The 23389-nt window shown below is 62.7% G+C and carries 22 protein-coding genes; 12 read left to right on the forward strand and 10 right to left on the reverse strand.

Going from position 1 to position 23389, the window contains the following annotated elements; genetic code table 11:
* The first annotated feature begins 103 nt into the window (after positions 1–103).
* The gene (locus tag J3Q04_RS12435; protein ID WP_434605807.1) at positions 104–1027 is read left to right on the forward strand and encodes a LysR substrate-binding domain-containing protein; all 924 of its coding nucleotides are present in this window, start codon (positions 104–106) and stop codon (positions 1025–1027) included.
* 203 nt (positions 1028–1230) lie between these two features.
* Here the strand turns inward: J3Q04_RS12435 and J3Q04_RS12440 are convergent, their stop codons facing one another.
* Both J3Q04_RS12440 and J3Q04_RS12445 read right to left on the reverse strand, forming a co-directional pair.
* On the reverse strand, positions 1231–1659 hold the full coding sequence (locus J3Q04_RS12440) for a nuclear transport factor 2 family protein (protein ID WP_420763875.1): 429 nt from the start codon (positions 1657–1659) through the stop codon (positions 1231–1233).
* 151 nt (positions 1660–1810) lie between these two features.
* Positions 1811–2707, reverse strand: coding sequence for a LysR substrate-binding domain-containing protein (locus tag J3Q04_RS12445; protein ID WP_434605806.1), 897 nt, complete (start codon positions 2705–2707; stop codon positions 1811–1813).
* A gap of 96 nt (positions 2708–2803) precedes the next feature.
* Here J3Q04_RS12445 and J3Q04_RS12450 point away from each other — a divergent pair, with 96 nt between their 5' ends.
* From J3Q04_RS12450 to nahK, 4 genes are all read left to right on the forward strand, one after another.
* A complete protein-coding gene (locus tag J3Q04_RS12450) occupies positions 2804–4078 on the forward strand; it encodes a glucarate dehydratase family protein (protein WP_434558906.1) in 1275 nt (424 codons plus the stop codon).
* A 362-nt stretch (positions 4079–4440) separates the two neighbouring features.
* Positions 4441–5625, forward strand: coding sequence for a porin (locus tag J3Q04_RS12455; protein ID WP_434558904.1), 1185 nt, complete (start codon positions 4441–4443; stop codon positions 5623–5625).
* Between the two features lie 215 nt (positions 5626–5840).
* Complete coding sequence (gene nosP / locus J3Q04_RS12460) at positions 5841–7004, forward strand: nitric oxide-sensing protein NosP (RefSeq protein WP_434605804.1); 1164 nt, start codon at positions 5841–5843, stop codon at positions 7002–7004.
* Positions 6934–9576, forward strand: a complete 2643-nt coding sequence (gene nahK, locus J3Q04_RS12465) for a hybrid sensor histidine kinase/response regulator NahK/ErcS' (RefSeq protein WP_434605802.1) — start codon at positions 6934–6936, stop codon at positions 9574–9576. Before nosP ends, nahK begins: the two co-directional genes overlap by 71 nt.
* A gap of 160 nt (positions 9577–9736) precedes the next feature.
* Here the strand turns inward: nahK and J3Q04_RS12470 are convergent, their stop codons facing one another.
* The 6 genes from J3Q04_RS12470 to J3Q04_RS12495 all read right to left on the reverse strand — a co-directional run bounded on the left by J3Q04_RS12470 (position 9737) and on the right by J3Q04_RS12495 (position 14921).
* Entirely contained in the window at positions 9737–10402 is a 666-nt protein-coding gene (locus J3Q04_RS12470; protein WP_039588789.1) for a response regulator transcription factor, read from the reverse strand.
* 53 nt (positions 10403–10455) lie between these two features.
* Positions 10456–10989 (reverse strand): PQQ-dependent catabolism-associated CXXCW motif protein, encoded by a 534-nt coding sequence (locus J3Q04_RS12475; RefSeq protein ID WP_434605800.1) that lies wholly within the window; start codon positions 10987–10989, stop codon positions 10456–10458.
* Positions 10990–11222: 233 nt separating this feature from the next.
* A complete protein-coding gene (locus J3Q04_RS12480; RefSeq protein WP_434605798.1) occupies positions 11223–12014 on the reverse strand; it encodes an ABC transporter permease in 792 nt (263 codons plus the stop codon).
* Positions 12011–12742 (reverse strand): ABC transporter ATP-binding protein, encoded by a 732-nt coding sequence (locus tag J3Q04_RS12485; RefSeq protein WP_434605797.1) that lies wholly within the window; start codon positions 12740–12742, stop codon positions 12011–12013. The genes J3Q04_RS12480 and J3Q04_RS12485 overlap by 4 nt, the downstream gene beginning before the upstream one ends.
* Entirely contained in the window at positions 12739–13728 is a 990-nt protein-coding gene (locus tag J3Q04_RS12490; protein ID WP_434605795.1) for a YVTN family beta-propeller repeat protein, read from the reverse strand. Before J3Q04_RS12490 ends, J3Q04_RS12485 begins: the two co-directional genes overlap by 4 nt.
* 26 nt (positions 13729–13754) lie before the next feature.
* Positions 13755–14921, reverse strand: coding sequence for an ABC transporter substrate-binding protein (locus J3Q04_RS12495; protein ID WP_434605793.1), 1167 nt, complete (start codon positions 14919–14921; stop codon positions 13755–13757).
* Positions 14922–15084: 163 nt separating this feature from the next.
* Here J3Q04_RS12495 and J3Q04_RS12500 point away from each other — a divergent pair, with 163 nt between their 5' ends.
* The 3 genes from J3Q04_RS12500 to J3Q04_RS12510 are packed head-to-tail and all read left to right on the forward strand — an operon-like array spanning position 15085 to position 17176.
* Positions 15085–15282: a hypothetical protein gene (locus tag J3Q04_RS12500; protein WP_434605791.1), complete on the forward strand. Its 198-nt coding sequence runs from the start codon at positions 15085–15087 to the stop codon at positions 15280–15282.
* Between the two features lie 2 nt (positions 15283–15284).
* Complete coding sequence (locus J3Q04_RS12505; RefSeq protein WP_434605789.1) at positions 15285–16541, forward strand: histidine kinase; 1257 nt, start codon at positions 15285–15287, stop codon at positions 16539–16541.
* A complete protein-coding gene (locus tag J3Q04_RS12510; RefSeq protein ID WP_434605787.1) occupies positions 16538–17176 on the forward strand; it encodes a response regulator in 639 nt (212 codons plus the stop codon). Before J3Q04_RS12505 ends, J3Q04_RS12510 begins: the two co-directional genes overlap by 4 nt.
* A 163-nt stretch (positions 17177–17339) precedes the next feature.
* Here J3Q04_RS12510 and J3Q04_RS12515 read toward each other — a convergent pair whose 3' ends face one another.
* Both J3Q04_RS12515 and exaA read right to left on the reverse strand, forming a co-directional pair.
* Entirely contained in the window at positions 17340–17978 is a 639-nt protein-coding gene (locus J3Q04_RS12515; protein WP_434605785.1) for a pentapeptide repeat-containing protein, read from the reverse strand.
* Between the two features lie 133 nt (positions 17979–18111).
* Positions 18112–19968 (reverse strand): quinoprotein ethanol dehydrogenase, encoded by a 1857-nt coding sequence (gene exaA, locus J3Q04_RS12520; RefSeq protein WP_434558886.1) that lies wholly within the window; start codon positions 19966–19968, stop codon positions 18112–18114.
* A gap of 251 nt (positions 19969–20219) precedes the next feature.
* Between exaA and pedF the strand changes: the two genes are divergently transcribed.
* Genes pedF through J3Q04_RS12540 form a run of 4 tightly spaced genes read left to right on the forward strand, consistent with a single transcriptional unit; the run spans position 20220 to position 23279 of the window.
* Positions 20220–20681 carry a cytochrome c-550 PedF gene (gene pedF / locus J3Q04_RS12525; protein ID WP_420763890.1) on the forward strand — a complete coding sequence of 154 codons (462 nt, stop codon included), beginning with the start codon at positions 20220–20222 and terminating at the stop codon, positions 20679–20681.
* Between the two features lie 5 nt (positions 20682–20686).
* Positions 20687–21562: a substrate-binding periplasmic protein gene (locus tag J3Q04_RS12530; RefSeq protein WP_434605782.1), complete on the forward strand. Its 876-nt coding sequence runs from the start codon at positions 20687–20689 to the stop codon at positions 21560–21562.
* Positions 21563–21571: 9 nt separating this feature from the next.
* Positions 21572–22327, forward strand: a complete 756-nt coding sequence (locus J3Q04_RS12535; RefSeq protein WP_434558882.1) for a quinoprotein dehydrogenase-associated SoxYZ-like carrier — start codon at positions 21572–21574, stop codon at positions 22325–22327.
* Between the two features lie 16 nt (positions 22328–22343).
* Positions 22344–23279, forward strand: coding sequence for a quinoprotein relay system zinc metallohydrolase 1 (locus J3Q04_RS12540; protein ID WP_434605780.1), 936 nt, complete (start codon positions 22344–22346; stop codon positions 23277–23279).
* Positions 23280–23389 lie beyond the last annotated feature (110 nt).

Consider the following 23389-nt stretch of genomic DNA (forward strand, 5'->3'; position numbering starts at 1 on the left):
GGCGCGGGAAGATCCAGCGCAATCGAGGGACCACTGTATTTATACGCCACGGCCTGATAAACAGGCATCGGGAATCTTCAGTTGATACGCGGTGTAATGAATCATGAAGCGGCACTTCGAAGACTTGCAGTTGGGCAGCATCGAGCTTTTCTGTCTGGCGGCGGAGGCGGGCAGTTTCACGGCGGCGGCGCAGGTGGCGGGCGTGACCCCAGCGGCGGTGAGCCGCTCGATTTTTCGGTTGGAAGAGCGTCTGGGTTCGCGCCTGTTTGTGCGCACCACCCGCAGCATCCGCCTGACCGACGCCGGCAGGACTTTTTTCGAGCAATGCCGTCAGGCATTGACGCAATTGGTCGAGGCGCAACAGGAAGTCATGGGGGCGCAATCCGTGCCATCCGGGCAACTGCGCATCAGCGTGCCGACGACTTACGGCCATCACCGCATCCTGCCACTGCTGCCGGCGTTTCGCGCGCAATACCCGCAAGTCACCGTTGATGTCCACTTGAGCAACCGCAACATCGATTTTGTCGCAGAAGGTTATGACCTCGCCATCCGTGTTCGGGCCCAGCCGGACTCCTCGATGATCGCCCGGTTGCTGGAAGACGCGAAACTGGCGGTGGTCGCGTCCCCGGATTACTTGCGCAGGGTAGGCACGCCGCAAACGCTGGAAGACTTGGAATCGCACGAGTGCATCCAATTCGAGCTGCCCAGCAGTGGTCGTCGTATCTCTTGGTTGTTCAACGTCGAGGGCAAGGAGAAGGAAGTGTTCGGGCAGGGTGGGTATTGCTGTTCCGACGACGTGTTGGGCGGGGTAACGCTGGCCAAGCATGGCGCCGGGCTGTTCCAGACCTATCGATTCATCGTTGAAACAGAGTTGGCGGACGGGCAATTGGTGGAAGTGCTGACACCGTTCGCGGGGCGTTCGCGCCCGTTCACGTTGCTGTATCCCCATGGCCGGTACGTGCCGCAGCGGGTGCGGGCGTTTGTGGATTTTCTGTTGCAGTACCGGGAGCAGTGGGCCGCGACTTGAGGTGATTGTGATCTGTGGCGAGGGGATTTATCCCCGCTGGGCTGCGAAGCAGTCCTCGCTCAGACTGCTCGGTGTGCCAGATTGAACACCCGCCGCTGTTGGGGCTGCTGCGGAGCCCAGCGGGGATAAATCCCCTCGCCACAATGGATCACCATAAGCTCAAATAATGCGTTTGCCGCAGAGATTCCCGGCCCAGCCCCTTATCAGAACCGGAATGCCTGACGACCAATCAGCAGCCATTTGCCGTTCTGTTTTTGCCAAATCTGGAAGTTTTCGATTTCGGTCGGGACCACTTCGGTGCCCTTGAGCGCCTGGGCAGAGAAGTGGTTGCGTACCAGGGCCACGTCGCCAGAAAGGGTGATTTTCTGATTTTTCATTTCCAGGGTCTTGAATGCGCTCTTGCCGGTTTCGATGTCGGCGATGAAGGCTTTTTTGTCCTGGATATTGCCGCTGGAGTGGCCGTAGGTCAGGTTCTCGGCGGCAAGGGCCTGGAGTTGGGGGATGTCTTTGTGAAGCATGGCCTGGGTCAGGTGGTCTACAGCTTCGGCCACCTCTTTTTCGGCCGGTGCGGCGGCTGCGACGTAGCCGCTGAAGAGGCAAACGAAACCGATCAGCAATGATGCTTTTTTCATGGGTTTTTTCCTTGTTTTTGTAAGTATCGGGAATTCAGAGCATCTAGTGCTCGTCGGTCATCGTACAACTTGTCACGGTAGACTGGAATAGGGCACGGTCAACGTGGGGAGGGAGCAAGCGTCCTCGCCACAAGGGCAAACGGTATTTTGCCTACAGTCCCTCCCGAACGGCCCCCCGAATCCCCTCCAGCAACATCGTAAACGCCGGATTGTCGTTATCCTCCCGCCAAACCAGATGCAGCTCACTTTGCACCCCTTCACCCAGATCGATCTCGCGAAACACCACCTGCCTGAACGCCACGCTGGTCGCGCAACGCGGCACCAGTGCCAGGCCCATGCCGGCGTTGACCAGCGCCAGGATGGTCAGCGAAGACCCCAGCCATTGCACGAACTGCGGAGTGACACGGGCCGAGCGCAGCATGCCGGTGAGCAGTTCGTTGAAGGGCGGGTAGGCGGAGTGGGCGTACATCAGGAACGGCTGTCCATCCAGGTCCTGCACGCTGACAGACTCGGCGTTGGCCAGCGGGTGGCCCGCAGGCACGGCCAGGACAAACGGCTCGCGCACCAGGCACTCAGTGGCGTAGCCGGTTTCCAGCAGCGGCGAGCGGACGATGCCCAGGTCGATGCGCCGGGCGCGCAGGGCTTCGTGTTGTTGGTAGGTGTTCATCTCCGACAGGACGATCTTCACCTGCGGTTGCTTGAGCCGCGCTTCGGCGATCACCTTTGGCAGGAATTCATACACCGCGCTGCCGACGAAGCTGATGGTGACCGAACCGATATGGCCCTGGGCAAAGCGCTTGGCGGCCACTGCTGCCTGCTGCGCCTGTTGCAACAGGTTCTGCGCCTCGATGAAGAACGCCCGGCCGGCGGCGGTGAGGGCGACGCTGCGGGTGCTGCGGGTGAACAGTTCGACGCCCAGGTGATGCTCCAGCAATTGGATCTGCCGGCTCAAGGGTGGTTGGGTCATGTTCAGGCGTTCGGCGGCGCGACGGAAGTTGAGTTCGGTCGCCACGGTGGTGAAGCAGCGCAGTTGGGCCAGCTCAAACATTGATTCAATCCTGGTATCAATCAAGTGCCAGGTTAGATTAGACGGGAACAATCAGCGACGTCCATCATCGACGCGCACACCTTCCGGAGCCGCTGCATGAAAATCAAACGCGTCACCGTCACCCCCATCGCTTTCCGCGACCCCCCGCTGCTTAACGCCAGCGGCATCCATGAGCCCTTTGCGCTGCGCTCGATCATCGAGATCGAAAGCGACAACGGCTACATCGGCCTCGGCGAGAGCTACGGCGATGCGCCGGCCCTGGCGATCCAGCAACAGGTCCAGGACCAACTGGTCGGCATGGACCCGTTCAACCTCAACCAGTTGCGGGCCATCGTTCAGGCCACCGTGGCGGCCCACAAGCCGGCCAGCGTTGCCGGGGCGGAACTGGCGCCGGGCTCCCATGCGAGCAAAGCGGTGAGCAATGCCTATTCGGCCTTCGAGGTGGCTTGCCTGGACTTGCAGGCGCATTACCTGAACGTGCCGCTGGTGGACCTGTTGGGCGGTGCGATTCGCGATGAAGTGCCGTTCAGCGCATACCTGTTTTTCAAATATGCCGAGCACATCGACTCGCCATATCCTGCGGACAACTGGGGCGAAGCGCTGAACGAGCAGCAGATCGTCGCCCAGGCACGGCGGATGATCGAGGAATACGGGTTCAAAAGCATCAAGCTCAAGGCCGGCGCCCTGGAGCCGGAGCATGAAGTGGCCTGCATCAAGGCGTTGAAAAAAGCGTTTCCTGGCTTTCCGCTGCGCATCGATCCCAACGGCAACTGGTCGCTGGAAACCTCGATCCGCATGGCTGAGCTGCTAGGGGACGACCTTCAGTATTACGAAGACCCGACGCCTGGCCTGGAGGGCATGGCCGAGCTGCACAAGCGCACTGGCCTGCCGCTGGCGACCAACATGGTGGTCACCGATTTTGACGAGTTCCGCCGAAGCGTGGCCCAGGACAGCGTGCAGATCGTCCTGGCCGACCACCATTATTGGGGCGGGCTGCGGGACACCCAGGTACTGGCGAAAATGTGCGACACCTTTGGCCTGGGGGTTTCCATGCATTCCAATTCGCACTTGGGCATCAGCCTCATGGCCATGGCCCACGTGGCGGCTTCGGTGCCGAACCTGGATTACGCCTGCGACACCCATTACCCATGGCAGGAACCGGATGAAGAAGTGATCAAGGGTGGCAAGCTTCCGTTTGTCGACGGCTGCGTGAAGATCACCCGGGCGCCGGGCCTGGGGTTGGAGCTGGACCGCGATCAACTGGGCAAGCTGCACGAGCAGTTCCTCAGCTGCGGCATTCGTCAGCGCGATGACGTGCGGCAGATGCGCCGTTATCGGCCGGATTGGAAGACCGTCAAGCCGAGGTTCTGAGCTGAAGGCGAGGGGGCCTGCTGCGCAAGCCAGCGGGAGCAAGCTCCCTCGCCACGGGATCACCTTGTATTAGGGAACGAAGTCGTACTCGGCTTTGTGGCGAGGGAGCTTGCTCCCGCTGGGCTGCGCAGCAGCCCCAAACCAGACGACTCGGTACCACTGCACAACGAGTTGATCCTACCCACCCACCGGCCCACACCCAAAGTACCGCGCCCGGCGGCATCCGGGTCTTACACACAAACTGCCGCGCCGGGCCTGCGCTGCCAAAGCAGCCGCCAATCACTTCCAAGGCAGCGTATGACGCGCCCGGGTGCCTTTCGATAATCGCCTCCGACATCCCGTCCCCTGTTGCGGAGCGCGCCATGCACAACAATAAAAATACCTGCCTGCGTTTTTTGCCTGCGGTCATCGCAGGCCTCTCGACTCTCGCCCCGATGCCTTGGGCCCACGCCGAAATCATGCTGTACGACAAGGACCAGACGACCTTTTCCACCGACGGCTACATCAACGCTTTCTACGTCAACAGCGACGTGGACCGTGCCGGCGAACAGTTCGACCGCCGCCAGTCGCGGGTCAAGATGGGCTTCTTGCCCAACTACCTGGGCTTCAACATGGGCAAGCAGGTCGATGATCTCAAGCTCGGCGCCCGGGCGTCGTTCTGGGTGACCATCAACGACAGCGAAACCAACGGCACCGACACTGCCATCGACGTGCGCCAGTTCTACGGCACCGTCGCCAACCCGGAGTGGGGCGAAGTGCTGATCGGCAAGGACTTCGGCCTGTTCGCCCGTTCCAACATCCTGCTCGATGAGCTGCTGGCCGGTTATGGCCAGGTCAGCGACACCTTGGGCCTGGTGGACGGCGGCGGCGTCTCGTTCGGCAATATCGGCAGCGGTTATCCGTACCCGTTCCCTACGTCGCAAATCACCTATCGCACCCCCGTGATGGACGGGTTGCGCGTGGCGGTGGGCATCATGGACCCAGTGGACACCAACGACAGCAGCGCCACCGGCAAGGCCTACCAGGAGAACCCTCGCACAGAGAGCGAGGTTACTTATCAGTTCGACCTGGGCGCAGCGAAGATCTACAGCTGGCTGAACGGCAGCTACCAGACCTCCGACAACACCGACTCCAGCGTCGAGTCGGTCACGTCCAAAGGTTTGGGTTATGGGGTGCAGGCGAAGATGGGTGGGCTGTCGCTCACCGGCTCGGGGTTTCAGGCCAAGGGTATCAACCCGTTCTTCACAAACAATGCCGGCGAGGCCACGTTGCGCAATGTCGACAGCAAGGGCTACCTCTTGCAGGGCTCCTACAAGCTGGGCAAGAACCGCCTGGCGCTGTCCTATGGCAAGACCGAGGACGACGGAAACGGCGTGGTCGGCAGCGGCGCCGACTATGAGACTCGCGGTGTCGCGCTGTTCCACGACATCAACGATAACCTCAAGCTCGTCGCCGAATACAACCAGTTCGAAATCAACGGCCACGACACCAGCGCGCAGAACGAAGACACCGATACCTTCGCGGTGGGGGCGGTGTTGACCTGGTAAGGACTACTCAACCCGTGGCGAGGGAGCAAGCTCCCTCGCCACAGAAGCGATCCACGTCAACAAAGTTTTCCTGGCGGCCCCAACCGTGCGCATCGCGGCTGGGGCCGCCACGGTTCTCATCCCATGGAAGCGTCCATCCGCTACCCAAGTAGCATTCGTGGGCCGGGCGTCGATTCGTACACTCAAGGCTCTATCACGCACCGTCGGAGGCGCAGATGCAGCAGGCCCAGAGCGAGGGCGTGGTCAGCGCCATGTCCCAGGCAACGGACGTCGAGCAAGTGGCCCAGGAGCTGGCGCGACAGTTGTTGCACCCGTACCTGGGGTTCGTGCTGTTTTTCTGTTCCGCCGAATACAATCTGCCTGCCCTGGGCCAGGCGCTTTCGCGCAGCTTTGGCGGGATCCGGCTGGTGGGCTGCACCAGCGCGGGGGAAATCACGCCACAAGGTTACGGCCGCAACTGCGTGACGGCGGTGGGTTTCGACCACCGGCATTTTTCCATCGCTGCCGAACTGATCGGTGAAATGGAGCACTTCAGCCTGATCGATGCCCAGCAGATGGTCGAGCGCCTGGCCAGTGGTTGCCGCAGCAACGCCTTGGCGCCGATCAAGGGCCACAGCTTCGCCTTGACCTTGCTCGACGGTTTGTCCAGCCGCGAGGAGATGGTGCTGGCAGCCTTGAGCGCCGCCCTGGGGGACATCCCGCATTTCGGCGGCTCGGCCGGGGATGACAATTACCTGACCCACACCCACGTCTACTTTGAAGGTCAATTCCACAGCGGCGCGGCCGTGGTGGTGTTGATCAATACTTGGCTGGAGTTCGAAGTGTTTACCACCCACCACATCCTGCCCCGGCAGGAAAAACTGGTGGTGACCGGCGCCGACAGCGCCACGCGCAGGGTCTACGAGCTAAACGCCGAGCCTGCGGCCGAAGAATACGCACGGCACATTGGCGTGCCGGTAAACGCGCTGGATTACCGGGTCTTCGCTGCCCATCCATTGGCCGTGCGCATCAACGACCAGTACTACGTGCGAGCGATCCAGCAGGTCCATTCGGACCTGAGCCTGAGTTTCTATTGCGCGGTGGAGAACGGCATCGTCCTCACCGCCATGAGCCCGGGGCCGTTGCTGCACAACCTGCAAGATCTGTTCGATGGTTTGCAGGCGCGCCTCGGGGACTTGCTGCTGACCCTGGGCTGCGACTGTTTCCTTCGACGCCTGGAGCTGGAAGATCGCGACGGCCTGGAACAGATCGGCCAGTTCCTGCGTGAACATCGGGTGATGGGGTTCAACACCTATGGAGAGCAATTCAATGGCATGCACATCAACCAGACATTCACCGGAGTTGCCATTGCCCGCCATCGCGTCCCCGACCATCGCTGAACTGCAGGCGCAGCTCGCCGCTCTGGAGCATGAGAACCGCAAGCTGCGGCGCATCAATGAAGCGCAGATCGAGCGGGTGGAATCCGGCGTGACGCGCGGCAGCGACCCATACGCAGCCTTCCAGCATTCGGTGGTGCTGGCCGAACAGGTGCGTGAGCGTACCGACGCCTTGAACCAAGCCATGGCCGAGTTGAAGGCCGGCAACCATTTGCTCGGCGAAGCGCGGTTGCGGGCGGAAACGGCCCATCGGCATTTGATCGACGCGATCGAGAGCATTTCCGATGCCTTCGTGCTGTTTGACGCGCAACAGCGCATCGTCCTGTTCAACAGCCGTTTCAAGGCGTTCTGGGCCCACAGCAGGGTGCGGATCATCGCGGGGATGCGCCTTGCCGAGGTCAAGCGTTTGATGACCGCCAACGGCTTGTTCAGCGAAGAAACCCGCGGCCAGCCCGACGAACCGGTGCTGTACCGATTGCAGAACGGGCGCTGGCTGCAAGTCAGTGAGCGGCCGACCCAGGAAGGCGGCCGGGTGATTCTCTTCACCGATATCACCGACGTCAAACTCAGTGAAACCGTGCGCCGGGAACAGGCCATCGCGCAGAAATCCCATCTGTTGCAGCGCGCCGTGGACAACCTGTCCCAGGGCGTGGCGATGGTCAACGCTCAAGGCGTGCTGGAACTGTGGAACCGGCGCTTCCTGGAGCTCAGTGGCCTGGCACCGGTAGCGGCCCATCGGCCGTTCAACGAGGTCATCGCCGACAGCGAACTGCAACTGCTCACACCGACCAGTCGCGATGGCAATGGCCGGCTGATCCAGGAGTGTGAGCAACGGCTGTCCGATGGCCGAGTCCTGGAGATCCGCACCCATCCACTGCCCACCGGTGGCTACGTCAACACCTTCACCGACATCACCGAGCGCTACCAGCACGCCGAGGCGTTGAGCGAGAGCGAGCGCTGGATCCGCCTGATCACCGACCACGTTCCGGCGCTGATCGCCTATCTCAACGCCGATCTGGTCTATGAGTTCACCAACAAGGTCTACGAGCAATGGTATTGCTGGCCCCGTGGCGTGATGCTCGGCCAGAGCCTGCGAGAAGCCCACAGCGAGCAGCACTATCAGCGCTTGGAAGCCTACGTGGCCCGGGCGCTGGCGGGCGAGAGCGTGACGTTCGAATTCGCCGAGACCAACATCAACAACCAGGAGCGCTACATGCTGCGCTCCTATGTGCCCAACGTGCTGGCCAACGGCGAGGTGGTGGGGATCTTCGTGCTGATCCGCGACATCACCGAGCGCCGTCGCACCGCCGAGGCGTTGCACCAGGCCTATCAAAACCTGGAGCAGCGCGTGCAGGAGCGCACCGCTGAACTGACCAGCCTCAACGACCAGTTGCTGCGCGAGATCGATGAGCGCAGCCGGGTGGAACTGCGCTTGCGCGAAGCCAAGCGCGAGGCCGAGCGGGCCAACCTGTCAAAAACCAAATTCCTCGCGGCGGTCAGCCATGACCTGCTGCAACCGTTGAACGCCGCGCGGCTGTTCACCAGCGCCTTGCTGGAGCGCCGCGAGCCGGTGGCGAACGCGCACCTCGTGCGCAACGTGAGCAATTCGCTGCAGGACGTGGAAAACCTGTTGGGCACCCTGGTGGATATCTCCAAGCTCGACGCCGGCGTGATCAAGGCCGACGTGGCGCCGTTCGCCTTGAGTGAATTGCTCGACAACCTGGCGGCCGAATATCGCCAAGTGGCGCGCAGCGAGGGTCTTGAATTGTGTTTCGTACCTTGTTCGGTGCTGGTGCGCAGTGACATCCAACTGTTGGCGCGGATCCTGCGGAACCTGCTGAGCAATGCGCTGCGCTACACCCCGAACGGGCGGGTTCTGCTGGGATGCCGGCGTCTTGGCAATCGTGTTTCGATCGAGGTCTGGGATTCTGGCATAGGCATCGCCCAGGATCGCCTGGAGGAGATTTTCCAGGAGTTCAAGCGCGGTGATGTCCAGCGACCGAACCAGGATCGAGGCTTGGGCCTGGGGCTGGCGATTGTCGAGAAGATCGCCAGGATACTTGGGCACCGGATCCGGGTGCGCTCATGGCCGGGCAAAGGCTCGGTATTCGCCATTGAGGTGCCCCTCAGCGCCACCGCGCCCAAGCCGCTGCCGTGCCTGGACATGAGCGAGCCCATGCTTGAACGCCTGCGCGGGGCGCGGGTCTGGGTGCTGGATAATGATGGAGCGATCTGCGCCGGCATGCGTACCTTGCTCGAAGGTTGGGGCTGCCTCGTGGTGACTGCGCTGTCGGAACAGGACCTGGCGCGGCAAGTGGACGGCTACCGTGCCGAAGCCGACCTGCTGATCGCCGATTACCACCTGGATCACGACCAGAACGGCGTGGACGCCGTGGCCCGGATCAACGCCTGCCGTGCCTCACCGATCCCGGCCATGATGATCACCGCCAATTACAGCAATGAACTCAAACAGCAGATCCGCGAGCTTGGGCACACACTGATGCACAAGCCGGTGCGGCCGATGAAACTGAAGATTGCGATGAGTCACTTGCTGGGCCAAACAACCAGCCGATGAGTCGAACCGCTTTTGTGGCGAGGGAGCTTGCTCCCGCTGGGCTGCGAAGCAGCCCCATCCTGAACAAGCCTGACACACCGAGGTGCCTGGGTTTGGGGCCGCTTCGCGCCCCAGCGGGAGCAAGCTCCCTCGCCACAGTGTCCCGTTAGTGTTCAGCCGTTCAACGCCGCAAATAAGCCCCGAAATCAATATCCCCCGCGCTGAGAATCGCCTGCACCCGGTTATGCACGTTGAGCTTGCGCAGGATCGCCGAGACGTGAGCCTTGACCGTGGTTTCGGCGATGTCCAGCGTGTAGGCGATCTGCTTGTTCGACTCGCCCTTGGTCATGCGTTCGAGTACCAGCAGTTGCTTGCGCGTCAGGGCCTGGAGCAGTTCGGGCGGGAACGCCGGGGTTTCGTTCAAGCGGCGGCCCGTGGGGCTCTTCTGGGTGCGGATGATGTCCGGCGGCAAGTACACGTTGCCGTTGAGGATCTGCTCGATGGCGTCGGTCATTTGCGAGCGAGGTGAAGACTTGGTGATGAAACCCACCGCGCCATAGGTGATGGCCTGCAGAACGATTTGCTTGTCCTGTTCGGCGGACACGATCACCACGGGGATGGTCGGCGCTTCGTTGCGCAGGTTGATCAGGCCGTTGAGGCCGTGCATGCCGGGCATGTTCAAGTCCAGCAGGATCAAATCCAGGTCGTCGTGTTCGCGGGTCAGCGCCAGGGCGCTGTCCAGGTCGGCGGTTTCCATCACCTCGCTACCGGCGAACCCGTCGCTGATGACGTTGTGGATGGCTTCGCGAAACAGTGGGTGATCGTCGGCTATCAGGATTTTATACATGGCCATTCACCTCGTTATTGTCGTGTTGGGGCAATTGCACGCAGGGCGCTGCATCAGGGAAAAGGTTCGGGGCGGGCCGCTTGCAAGGGCAGGTTGGCCGCCTCCCAGGCGTCGAGGCCGTCGCGGTACCAATACAAATGTTTATAGCCCATGGACGCGGCGCGTTTTACCGCGTTCCAGCTCAACCAGCAATCGGAGCGGCAGTAAAAGACCAAGGGTTGGTCCAGGCGCCCGTCGGTGGCCTTGCGCAGGTGGGAGGTGAAGTAATCCTGCCAGTTCGCCTCCAGCTCACCATCGCCCGTATTGGCCAGCCATAGGCTGCCGGGGAGGTTGGCGTGGGGCTCGGTGTCGATGAAGCGCCCCTGGACCCATGGACGACGGTACACGTCGATCAACACCGGGGCGGGCGTTTGCCCAAGCAGGCGCTGCAAGCCTTCGGTGTCGACGGTTTGCGCGCCCTGGGCGGAGGCGGGCGTGGGGCTGCGGTATTGGGTAATGCGATAGCCCTGCGCCGAAAACAACGCAGTGTCGGCCTGGGCGACATTCAGCGCCAGGCCCAGCAAGACGATGGCCAGCAAACGGGGCATGGGATTTATCCTTTTTGTTATGCGCCCATTACATGCCAGGGTCGAGGTCTTGTGAATGCGACCATAGACAGGAAAAACGGTACTAAAGTAGTAATTTTCATCACGGATCACACAAATCCCCTGTGGGAGCGAGCCTGCTCGCGAAAGCGGTGGGTCAGGCAGCATAGATGTGTCTGGTCTACCGCATTCGCGAGCAGGCTCGCTCCCACAAGGGGCTGTGTGTATCAGGTAGGTCAATTGGCCTTGCGCAACGCCGCATGCTGCGGATTGAACGTCCACACCGCCAGCAGCGCGAACAGCAGCGTCAGCCCCACGCACACAACCATCGCCAGCACATTGAATTGCCCATACAACGCGAACCGCACCAGCTCCACGCCATGGGTGAAGGGGTTCACCGCGCACAGCCAGTACAACCAGGGGCTGGCTTCGAGCATTTTCCACAACGGGTACAGCGCCGAAGACAGGAAAAACATCGGGAAGATGACGAAGTTCATCACCCCGGCGAAGTTCTCCAGCTGGCGGATCGCGTGGGACAACAACAGGCCCAGGGCACTGAGCATCAGCGCCACCAAAAGCAAGGCCGGCAATGCCGCCAGCACGCCCATGGCTGGCGGCTGGACACCGTAGAGCCAGGCGATGGCGAGGAAGGCGTAGACCTGCAAGAGCGAGATCAGCGAGGTTGCGAGCAATTTGCTCGCCAGCAAAAAGGCCCGGGGCAGGGGGCTGGTCAGCAGCACGCGCATGCTGCCCATTTCGCGGTCATAGACCATCGACAGCGAGCCTTGCATGCCATTGAACAACAGGATCATGCAGGCCAGCCCCGGCACGATGTACACCTCATAGGGGATGTAAGTGTCATAGGGCGCGATGATGGCGATGCCCAGCGCCGCCCGGAAGCCGGCGGCGAACACCAGCAGCCACAACAACGGTCGCACCAGTGCGCTGAGCAATCGCGTGCGTTGCAAGACGAAGCGCAGCCATTCGCGCATCACGACGCCAAGGAAACATCGCCAATACGCGTTCATGCGGCAACTCCCGAGGCGGTCAATCGATCAAAGGCCGAGCCGAGACTGCCGCCGTGTTCCTCGCTCACGTCCTCGGCCCGTCCGCTGGCGACCAGCCGGCCCTGATGCACGATAAGCAGGTCATCACTGGGCTGCACTTCGTCCAGCAGGTGCGTGGCCCAGAGCACGCTGATGTCCTGTTCGCGACACAGTTGGCGAATGTGTTGCCCCAAAGCCTGGCGGCTGGCCGGATCGAGCCCGACGCTCGGCTCGTCCAGCAGCAGCAAGCGCGGTTCGTGGAGCAGGGCCCGGGCGATTTCCACCCGGCGCCGGTGTCCGCCATTGAGGTGGCGCACCCGCTCGTGACGTCGTTCGGTCAACTGCTGGCGGGCCAGTTCGGCTTCAATCCGGGCATCGGCCTGGCGCCGGCAAAAGCCATGCAGCGCGAGGTGATAACGCAGGTTCTGCTCGACGCTCAGGTCCAGGTCGAGCGTGCTTTGCTGGAACACCACGCCCAACTGGCGCAACGCCTGGTGCGGTGACGTGCGCAATGAATGACCGCCGACGCGGATCTCGCCGCGCTGAACATCGTACAGACGCGTCAGCAACGCAATCAGCGTCGACTTCCCAGCGCCGTTCGGTCCGAGGAGGGCGGCGAAGCGTCCGGGCGGTACGCTGAAGCTGATCTGGCGCAGGGCTTGCCGCGCACCATAGGCGAAACTCAGGTCGCTGACCTCCAAGGCGTTCATGGCGTCACCACCACGCCCCAGGGATAGCGGCCGACCTTCACCGACTTGAGCACCTTGCGGCTCTGCACGTCGATCACCGAGACGTCGCCGCTGACTCCGTTGGTTGCCAGCAGTTGCTTCTGGTCCGGGGTGAACGCCAGCTGCCAGACGCGTCGGCCCACCAGCAGGTAATCCAGCACTTCGAAAGTCTTGGCATCGATCACTGCCACATGGTTAGCCGGGCCCAGGGCGACGAATGCCAGCTTGCCGTCGGCGCTGAGCTTGATGCCCACTGGCTGCACCTTGTCCGGGTGCACGCCCTTGATCTGGAAGGTCAGAGTCTTGAGCACCTGGCGCGAGGCAACGTCGAGGATAGTCAGCGTCCCGCCGATCTCCGCCGAGGCCCAGAGTTGCGTGCCGTCGCGATTGAACTCGACGAAACGCGGCCGTTGGTCCACCAAGGTGTTGTCGGCCAGGGTCTGGGTGCTGGTGTCGATCCAGTGCAGCATGTTGGTGGTTTCGCTGGTGTTGACCGCCCACTTGCCGTCGGGGCTGACGGCCATGCCTTCGGGCTCGACGCCGACGCCGATCTGGCCCAGCACTTCGGAGGTATGGGTGTCGATCACTGTGACCAGCGCATCGTCCTCGTTGGAAACGTAGAGCCAGCGGTCGTTGGGGTGCAGGGCGAATTGCTCCGGATCCTTGCCGGAGGGCAGCTCCTTGATGATCTTGCGAGTGGCGACGTCCATCACCTGGACGCGGTCCGAATCGCTGGCGCAGATGTACAACAGGCGGTTGTCATGGGACAACAACAAGCCTCGCGGGCGCTGGCCTACCGGCAAGGTATCGACAACTTCCAGGCTCTGCAGGTCGATCAGGCTGAGGCTGTTGTCTTTTTCGTTGGAGACCCAGGCGATACTGGCGGCAGCGGGACCGGCAAGGAGCAGCGAGGCGCCCAGGGCGAGGGCTTGGCAAAGCAGAGCCGGGTTGAGCAGGGGGCGGCGCATGGCGTTTTCCTTATTGTTGTGATCGATCAGGGGTAGCGACAGCTCACTTCGGGCCGGTCGAAGCCCAGGCTGTCCATTTCGTTGGACGGGTGGAGAAAACCGTCCTGGGGCGACGTGCTGACCAAGGCCCGAGGCTGAACCAGGGGAATCGGTTGGCGCAGTTGACCATTCCAGGGCCGGTAGCTGAGCTTGCGGCCCTTGAATCCATCCAGCGGCAGCTCGTCGCCAAGGGCCAGTTGGCGAATGGCGAATGGCTCGTCCTGGCGCAGCTTGCTCACGGCGGCGGCGATACTGCGCACGGCGATCCAGGCGGCGAAGTCGCGGTCGTTCATCCAGCGGCCGGCCAAGGCTTCGAAGCGCTTTTGCAACTGCGCCGCGCCGTATGTCTCGACGGTCTTGTGCCAACCGGTGGGCGTCAGTCCCTGAGTCCCTGCGACCGGGCGCGGGAGCCAGGTCTGATAGGGCACGTATTCGCCGAAGTCGCCGCGCTCGTCGGCTACCAGCACCACGTCGTACTCGACGGCCTGGGTGAACAGCGGCATGTCGGCCTGGGCACTGCGGCGCTGGTCGTTATCGAACTGCCAAGGTTTCTCGGCGACGATCTTCATGCCGAAGCGTTTCATGGCCCGGCGCAATGCAGCGGCGTAGGCCTGGTCTTCGGGTGTCTGGCCGACGATCAGCAAGGCCCGCTGCCATTTGCGCACGACGCTGAACTGGATCAAAGCGTCGGCCAGTGTCGCGCGGTCGGGCAGGGTGTGTAGCACGTTGCTCAGGCAGCCGCTGGTGCGCAGGCTGTCGTCGGGGCTGCCGGCGTTGAAGAGCAGGCTGTCGGGCAGGGCGGCGCTGAGCTGGCGTAGGCTTTCGCCTGGCGCATTCACCACGAACAAACGCAGGCCCTGTTCATGCTGGGCACGGGCGGCCTCCAGCAGTGCCTGCGGGTTGTCGACGTTAGCGCTTTCGAGACGGTAGTCGTGCTTGAGAAATCGCCCGGTGCTGTTGCTGTCGATGATCGCCAGTTCGGCGCCGCGCAATCCGGCATCGGTGGGTTCAGCGATGACGTTGGACAGCAGCGGGCCGGGGTCGGGACGGTAACCCAGGTAGCCGATGCGCACCTGCAACGGCGCGGCATCGCTGGCCTGGGCGGTCGATGCGGCCAACAGGTAGATCAGGGCGTAACTGACAAGCCAGCGCATGACGTCCTCCATTGCAGGTAGCGCCAGCATAGGAAGGCCGTGATGCCGGGGAAATATGCAGAAAGTACCGCTGGGGCAGTACCAAGGTAGTAGCTCGCCCCAGGCGCCGGGGTTTTAGGATGCTTTCAATTGTCATTCATCAGGGAGCGGACAGACCGTGCGAATGTTCAAGACGCTGCTGTTGCCGTTGTTGCTGATCCTGAGTTTGATAGGCGTGGATCGACCTAAAGTGTCCTTTGTGGGAGCGAGCCTGCTCGCGAAAGCGTTGGTCCAGCCGACGTTGATGTTGGATGTGCCTTCGCTTTCGCGAGCAGGCTCGCTCCCACAGGGGGCCGGTGTGATTCGCAGATTGGAGCACTGACCATGTCTGCCCTCTGGCGCATCAACCTCTGGGTCACGGCGTTCTTCGCCCTGGTCACCCTGGCCTGCGCAACGCTGCTGTTGCACCAGGCCACGGTGGATGTGCGACGCGAACTGCAATCGGCCGAGTCGGTGGTGCATTACCTGCGCGAGACTGCCCAGCGCGACCCGGCCAGCCTCCAGTCGCGGCTCACCGGCAGCCTGCGTCACGTTCGGGTGCGCTGGTTGGCGCCCGGCGAAAACGCGCCGGCACAGGAGCCTGGCTTGAACGCCTGGTTGGGGCGTCGACTCCTGGCCCAAGGGCCTGCCGCCCAGATCGTCGAGTTGCAGGACGGTCGTCGGGCCTGGATTGCCGTCGACCCCGGTGACGAAGTCGATGAAATCTTCGATTCCCTGGTGCAGTTGCTTGGCGTTTGCGCGATGGCGTTGCTGCTCAGCCTGCTGGCGATCCGCTGGGCGGTGCGCCGGGGTATGCGCCTGCTGGACGAGTTGCTACAGGCGTTGCACCAGGTGTCCAGCGGCGACCTGCAAGTGCATCTGCGGCCCGAGGGCCTATCGGAAGCCCAGCAATTGGCGGCGCATTTCAACCGCATGACCGCCGCCCTGGGCCAGACTCGGGCCGACAATGCGCGGCTGACCCAGGCGTTGCTGGCCGTCCAGGAGCAGGAGCGCAGGTCCCTCGCGCAAACCTTGCACGACGATTTGGGCCAGTACGTGGCAGGTATTCGCGCGAGGGCCTGTTTGTTGCGCCTGGTGATTCATCAGCCGCCCGTGCTGGAGCAGACCGCCAACGAATTGGAAGAACACTGCGATCATTTGCAGCAAGGCTTTCGCGCCTTGGTCAACGACTTGTATCCGGTCGTGCTCCAGCATCTGCCGTTGGGTGAGGCCATTGAATTGTTGGCCCGGCAATGGCAGGACAGCCACGGCATCGCCTGTCAGTTACGGGTCGATGGAGCACCGCCGCCATTGGCCGCATCGCACAAGGCTCAGTTGTACCGCCTGTTGCAGGAAGCGCTGACCAACATCGCACGGCATGCCGACGCCAGCCAGGTGCGGATCCGCATGCAGCACCGCGCCGGTCGCCTGCGGCTATGGGTGCGCGATAACGGACGCGGTGCCCAGCAGCCCTCCCGGGCCGGCGTGGGCCTGCATTCCATGGCGGAACGGGCGCGCAGCCTTGGTGGTGAGCTGCGGATCATCAGTCGGCCCGGGGCGGGTTGGGCGCTGGCCTTGAATATTCCCTTGGAGGCCTCATGAACATTTTGTTGGTGGACGACCACGCCGTGGTTCGGCAGGGCTACGCCAGCTTGTTGCGGACTTTGATGCCACAGCTGCAGGTGCGCGAAGCGGCCTGCGGCGAAGAGGCGTTGAGCCAGGTGCAGGAACAAGTGCCGAACCTGGTGATCATGGACTTCGGCCTGCCGGGGATCAGCGGGCTGGAAACCACCCGGCGCCTGCGTCAACGCTTGCCGCAACTGCGGGTGCTGTTCTTCAGCATGCACGACGAGTTGCCGTTGGTTCGCCAGGCGTTGGACGCGGGCGCTGCGGGCTACCTGACCAAGAATTCGGCGCCGCAGGTATTGATCGAGGCGGTACGGCGAGTGCTGGCCGGCCATGCCTACATCGAGCAGGCCCTGGCCACTCAGTTGGCCTGCGCCACCACCCGCCACGACAGCGATCCACGCCTGCAATCGATGACCCAGCGCGAGCTGGAGATCTTCGTCATGCTCGCCAATGGCACTCCCGCGCGCACCATTGCCGAACAGCTATGCATCAGCGCCAAGACCGTGTCCAACCATCTGACGTTGCTCAAGAGTAAGTTGCAGGTCAGTTCCCATGCCGAGTTGGTGCATTTGGGGATCGATATGGGAGTGGTGCGGGTGGCTGGGTGAGTCCCTGACTTGAAATGCCGGCCAATTGTGGCGAGGGAGCTTGCTCCCGCTGGGGTGCGAAGCGCCCCCAAGGCCGGCGCCTCGGTGTGTCAGGTTAATTGAGTCGTACAAATTGGGGCTGCTTCGCACCCCAGCGGGAGCAAGCTCCCTCGCCACGGGAGCTTCATTGTTCCCAAGACGTTGGGCATCCGACACACCCCTGCATATTCGCATCCTGGAAATTCCCATAGTGCTGCCGCGAGCCCGTCAGGTTGGCCTGTTCCAGGTTGCTTTCGCCCAGTTTGACCTCCTGCAGGTTGGCATCGCGCAAGTCGGCGCCCTTGAGGTCGGCTTTGCTCAGCCAGGCCATTTCCAGGTCGGCGGCTTGCAGGTTGGCGTCGTGCAGGCGGGCGCCGGACAAGCGGGCGAACTGGAGATAGGCGGCCGTCAGGTCGGCTCGCTGAAACTGCGCGCCCTGGGCAAACAGGCCCCAGCCCTGGATCGCCTTGAGCGTGGCATCGCTGAAGTCCGCCAGGCGAAGGTTGCTTTGTTGCAGGCTCGCGCGACTCAGGTTGGCGCCCTGTAGCTGGGCCTTTTCTAGATTCGCCAGGTCCAGCCGGGCATGGCGCAGGTCGGCGTCGCGCAGATCCGCGCCGGCGAGGTTCATCTTGCGCAGGTCCTGGTTGGCCAGGTGGGCGCCCCGCAGGTTAGCGCCGGGGCATTGGCTGGATTCGGCAATGAGGCAGCCGTTTAGGGTCAGTGGGGTGTCGTCGGCGTTGGCAAACGCGCTGATGAACAGAAGCAACAAGGGCAATGATTTCATAGCATGAACTCGATGTTAACTGTGGGAGCGAGCTTGCTCGCGATGGCGGTGGTTCAGCCGGCATTGATGTTGACTGACACTGCGCCATCGCGAGCAAGCTCGCTCCCACAAGGGATTGTGGTGGAGGTCAGGGTTATTTCTGCGCCGTCGCCTTATCCCAACTCGGAATCTTAAACACCCAGAACGAACCGCCCTGGGCCACCGGCTTGGTCAGTTCGGCCATGTCTCCGCCCCACAACGGTACGGCGCCGCCGTAGCCAACGGTCACGCCGATGTATTGCTCGCCGTCCTGCTCCCAAGTGACGGGCGGGGAGACAATGCCGCTGCCGGTCTGGAACTTCCACAGCTCTTTGCCGGTTTTCGCGTCGAAGGCCTTGAAGAAGCCATCGCCAGTACCGGTGAACACCAGGTTGCCCTTGGTCGCCAGCACACCGGCCCACAGGGGCAGAGGCTCCTTGTGCTCCCACACCACCTTGCCGGTGGTGGGGTTCATGGCTCGCAGGCTGCCGACGTGGTCGTCATACATGCGCTTGATTCGAAAGCCCATGCCCAGGTAAGCCGAGCCTTTCTTGTAGCTGACTTCCTCGGTCCAGTACTCCTCTTTCCACTGGTTGCCCGGTACGTAGAACAGCCCGGTGTCCTGGCTGTAGGCCATGGGGTTCCAGTTCTTGCCACCGAGGAATGGCGGTGAGACTTCCACCGGCTTGCCCTTGGTTTCACCGGGCAATGGCTTGGCCGGACGCTGGCCAGGGTTTTCCACCGGGCGGCCAGTCTTCAGGTCGATGTGGCTGGCCCAGGTAATGTTGTCGACAAAGGGAAAGGCGTTCTGCAGTTTGCCGTTGTTGCGGTCCACCACGTAGAAGAAGCCGTTGCGGTCGGCGTGGGCGGTGGCCTTGACCATTTTGCCGTCCTTGTCCTTGTAGTCGAACAGCACCAGTTCGTTGTTGCCGGAAAAGTCCCAGGCATCGTTGGGCGTGTGCTGGTAGAACCATTTCACTTCACCGGTGCTGGGGTCGACGCCCACCTGCCCGGAGGTGTAGAGGCTGTCGTAATCGTGGGGATTGCCGTCCTTCGCCGTGCGCGCCCAGGTGTTCCACGGGCCGGGGTTGCCCGCGCCGACGATGATGGTGTTCGTCTCGGGATCGAAACTGGCGCTTTGCCAGGGCGCGCCGCCGCCGTGGCTCCAGGCCTCGACCTTGCCGGTCTCGGTGGTCTTGTCGTCGGGCCAGGACGGCGCCTTGACGTCGCCGGTCGGGGTGCTGTCCTTGCCGTTTAGCCGCCCCATGTGGCCTTCGACGAAGGGGCGCATCCAGACTTCTTCACCGGTGTCCGGATCGCGGGCAAACAATTGCCCGACCACGCCGAACTCGTCGCCGGAGCTGCCATGGATCAGCAAAACCTTGCCGCTGGTCTTGTCCTTGATCAGCACCGGGGCGCCGGTCATGGTGTAGCCGCCGGCGTGATCGCCGAACTTCTTGTTCCACACCACCTTGCCAGTGTTTTTGTCCAAGGCGACGACCCGGGCGTCCAGCGTGCCGAAGTAGATCTTGTCGCCATAGATGGCCGCGCCCCGGTTAACCACGTCGCAGCATGGGCGGATGTTGTCCGGCAGGCGGTGGTTGTAGGTCCACAGGCGCTTGCCGGTCCTGGCGTCGAGTGCGAACACCCGTGAGTACGAGCCGGTGACGTAGACCACGCCGTCGCTGACGATGGCCTGGGATTCCTGGCCGCGTTGCTTCTCGTCGCCGAAGGAATAGGACCAGGCCGGGGTCAGCTTGAAGACGTTCTTGTCGTTGACCTGGGCCAGCGGGCTCCAGCGCTGGGCGTTGGTGCCCATGCCGTATTGCAACACGTCCTTGGTGGTCAGGTGATCGTTGGCGATGTCTTCCCAGGTAACGGCGGCGTTGGCCTGTGGGCCCAGGGACAGGCTGCCGGCCAGCAGCAAGGCAACGGTCAGGGACGAGAGGGCAGGGAGCGTTTTTATTGTCATGGTGGGATTCCCAGTGAGGTTTTGGCCTGACTAGGGTCGGGTCTCGCCCCCCTGGTCCGATACGGAAAAAATCCCGCCCTCGCCGGGAAAACTTCCCAGGGCGCCTGTCTTTGCGACTAGCGTCGGATGGCCTGCTACCAAGGAACTAGACCGCGACCACCAAAGCAGCATTCGGTTGGCGGCAGACGGTTCCTAAGATGACGGCACGGCCTCTGCGAAGAGGTCTTGCGTGCAATTTCGAGGGCATAACAATGACAACAAAACGCAACGCCATCATCGCTACCGCATTGCTGATGGGGCTGACCGGCGCAGGCTCCGCATGGGCCCATGGCAACGTAGTGCCCCAGGCAGTGGAAACCCAGGGACTGACCCCGATCAAAGACACCAACCTGCCGTTGGATGCCGATGGCTGGGCCTCGCAAAACCCCTATCGCAATGCTCCCGAACGGGACAAAGCCGTCGAAATCGGCGCATCGGCGTACAACCAGAACTGCGCGGCCTGCCATGGCCTGGAAGCCAAGTCCGGCGGGATCGCCCCGGACTTGCGCATGCTCGATGCCGCCGAAGCCGGTGACGAATGGTTCGTCGAACGGGTGCGCCATGGCGCGGTGCGCGACGGCCGGGTCTATATGCCGAAGATGGCCGACTACCTGAGCCAGGAAGCGCTGTGGGCGGTGCGGACCTATCTGGACAGCGTACACGTCGAGGAGTGACCGCCATGCGCCTGTTCGCCTGGGTGATGTGCAGCCTGTTGCTGTGGGGCTCGGCGGTGCAGGCGCAGGTCCGCGGCTATGACCAGATGATCGCCGACGGCGAATTGAAGGTCGCGGTCTACAAGGACTTTGCCCCCTACAGTTTCGAAGACCAGGGCCAGCCCAGGGGCGTCGACGTTGAATTGGCTCAGGCCTTGGCCAAGGCCATGGGCGTGCGGCTGAAACTGATGTGGGCGCCACCTGGCGAGAAGCTCGACGATGACCTGCGCGACTACATCTGGCGCAGCAGTCCGCTGCACGACCGGCAACTGGCCGACCTGATGATGCGAGTGCCGTACGATCACGACTATGTGCAGCGGCGCAACGACATTGGCGAACGGGAAAACGCCCAGGTCGTGATGTTCGGGCCATATCAGCAGGAGTGCTGGCAGGTGGCGTATGACCGCCGTCGATTGGCGTCGGTGGGCAGTGTCGCGGTGTTCCAGCGGCACCCCATCGGCGTCGAAGTCGACAGCGTGCCATCGTTCTACCTGACCTCGGTGTTCAACGGCATGCTCAGTGCCAAGACCCGCCATTACCCCAGCGTTGCCAAAGCCTTCGGGGCCATGCAGGCCGGCGAAGTCGATGCGGTCATGGCGATGCGCGGCGAGATCGACTGGCAAGTGCATCAGGCTGCCGACTCGCAGTTGGCCCTCGCTGAAAACGCTTATCCGAACATGGGTAAGCAGCGCTGGGAGATCGGCATGGCGGTGCATGAAAGCAACCGTCAGCTGGCCTATGCGGTGGAGGAGGCGCTGGAAGGCTTGATTCGCGACGGCAGCCTCAAGGCGGTGTATGCCCGCTATGGCCTGCGCTACGAAGTACCGCAAATGTACCAATAGGAGCGCAGGATGAACTGGCGTGTGTTGGGGCTGCTGTTGGGCTGGCTGCCATTGATGGTTAGCGCAATCGAGCCGGGAAAGGATCCGGTGCCATCGGTGATGTGGGCCTTCTATCACAAGCAATTGCTGGCTGACGCACCGTTCGTTTTCGACGACCGGGTGCGGCTGCTGGCGCCACCTTTTGCCGAAGATGCGCGGCAGGTGCCGCTGGAAATCGATGCCAGGGCGTTCACCGGCGATGTCGTACGAGTGCTGGCGTGGGCCGAGCTCAACCCACTGCCGAAAATCGTCGACTTCCAACCTTCGGAGCGGGTGCTGCCGTGGCTGTCGATCCGCATTCGTATCGAGCAGGCCACGCCGTTACGTGCCGCCGTACAGACCCGCGACGGCCTGTGGCACGTTGGCTCGGCCTTGATCGACGCGGCCGGTGGTGGTTGCACGGCGCCCAGCGTGGTGCGCACCCAACCGGGTTGGGAAGAACACCTGGGCGAAGTGCTGGGCGGGCGCTACCCGCGTGGGGACTCGAATCGCCTGCGCTTGCAGATAGCCCATCCCATGGACAACGGCCTGGTGAGCGGCATCCCTGAGTTTTTCCTCAACCAGGCGCAACTGTTGGACGCTGACGGCAAGCTGCTGGCGCGCCTGGAGCTGTTCCCGGCGGTCAGTGAAAACCCCAACCTGGGCTTCGACATCCAAGGCCCGGGACAGACCCGCCTGGTGCTGCGAGACAACAGCGGCAACGAATTCGAGGCGGCCATTCCCTGACCACAAGGAGCGCACCATGCGCTGGTTGTTGCTGATCTGTCTTGGACTGTGCCTGCCGGCGTGGTCCTCCGATTATTCCCTCAAGCCCCGGCAGATCGCCGAGGGCACCTGGCTGCTGGAAGGCAGCACGGATAATTTCGCCAAGGCCAACGGTGGCAACATCGTCAACACGGCGTTCATCGTCACCGACGTCGGGGTGGTGGTCATCGACACCGGCCCGTCCAAGCGTTACGGCGAGTCGCTGCGCCAGGCCATCGCGGCGACGACGGACAAACCGGTGATCCAGGTGCTGCTGACCCACCATCACCCCGATCATGTGCTGGGCAACCAGGCCTTCAACGGCGTGCCTGTTGGTGCGCTGGCGGGCACCGCCGACCTGCTGCGACAGCAGGGCGATGCGATGGCGGAAAACATGTACCGGCTGGTGGGCGACTGGATGCGCGGCACCGAAGTGGTTTTGCCGACCCAGGCGCTGAGCCCCGGTACGCTGAAGGTCGGCGATCACTCGCTGCGCCTGCTTGCGTTGGCCGGGCACACCGGGGCGGACCTGGCGATCCTCGATGAAACCACCGGCGTGCTGTTTGCCGGTGATTTGGTGTTTTATGAACGGGCCCTGACCACCCCGAACAGCCCCGGCCTGGATATCTGGCTCAACGATCTGAACACGCTGCAGGCGCTGCCCTGGAAGCAGATCGTCCCCGGCCACGGCCCGGTGGCCATCGACGCCCGGCCTTTCGCACAGATGCACGATTACCTCGGCTGGCTCGACCAACTGATGCGCGAGGGCGCCGCCCGGGGCGACGACATGGCCGAAATGATCCGCAGCCCCATCCCCGAGCGCTTCGCCGGGATCAGCTTGAGCCGGTATGAGTTGATCCGCAGCGTCAGTCATCTTTACCCGCGTTATGAGCGGGCGGGGATGACGCGGGTGGATACCCAAAACCCTGACTGATCACACATCCCCGTGGCGAGGGAGCTTGCTCCCGCTGGGGCGCGCAGCGGCCCTAAGATAGCCAGTCAACATTGATAACCAGGGGGACAACAGAAGGGCTGCTGCGCAGC

The organism is Pseudomonas sp. D4-21, from assembly GCF_051132125.1.
Taxonomy (GTDB): Bacteria; Pseudomonadota; Gammaproteobacteria; order Pseudomonadales; family Pseudomonadaceae; genus Aquipseudomonas.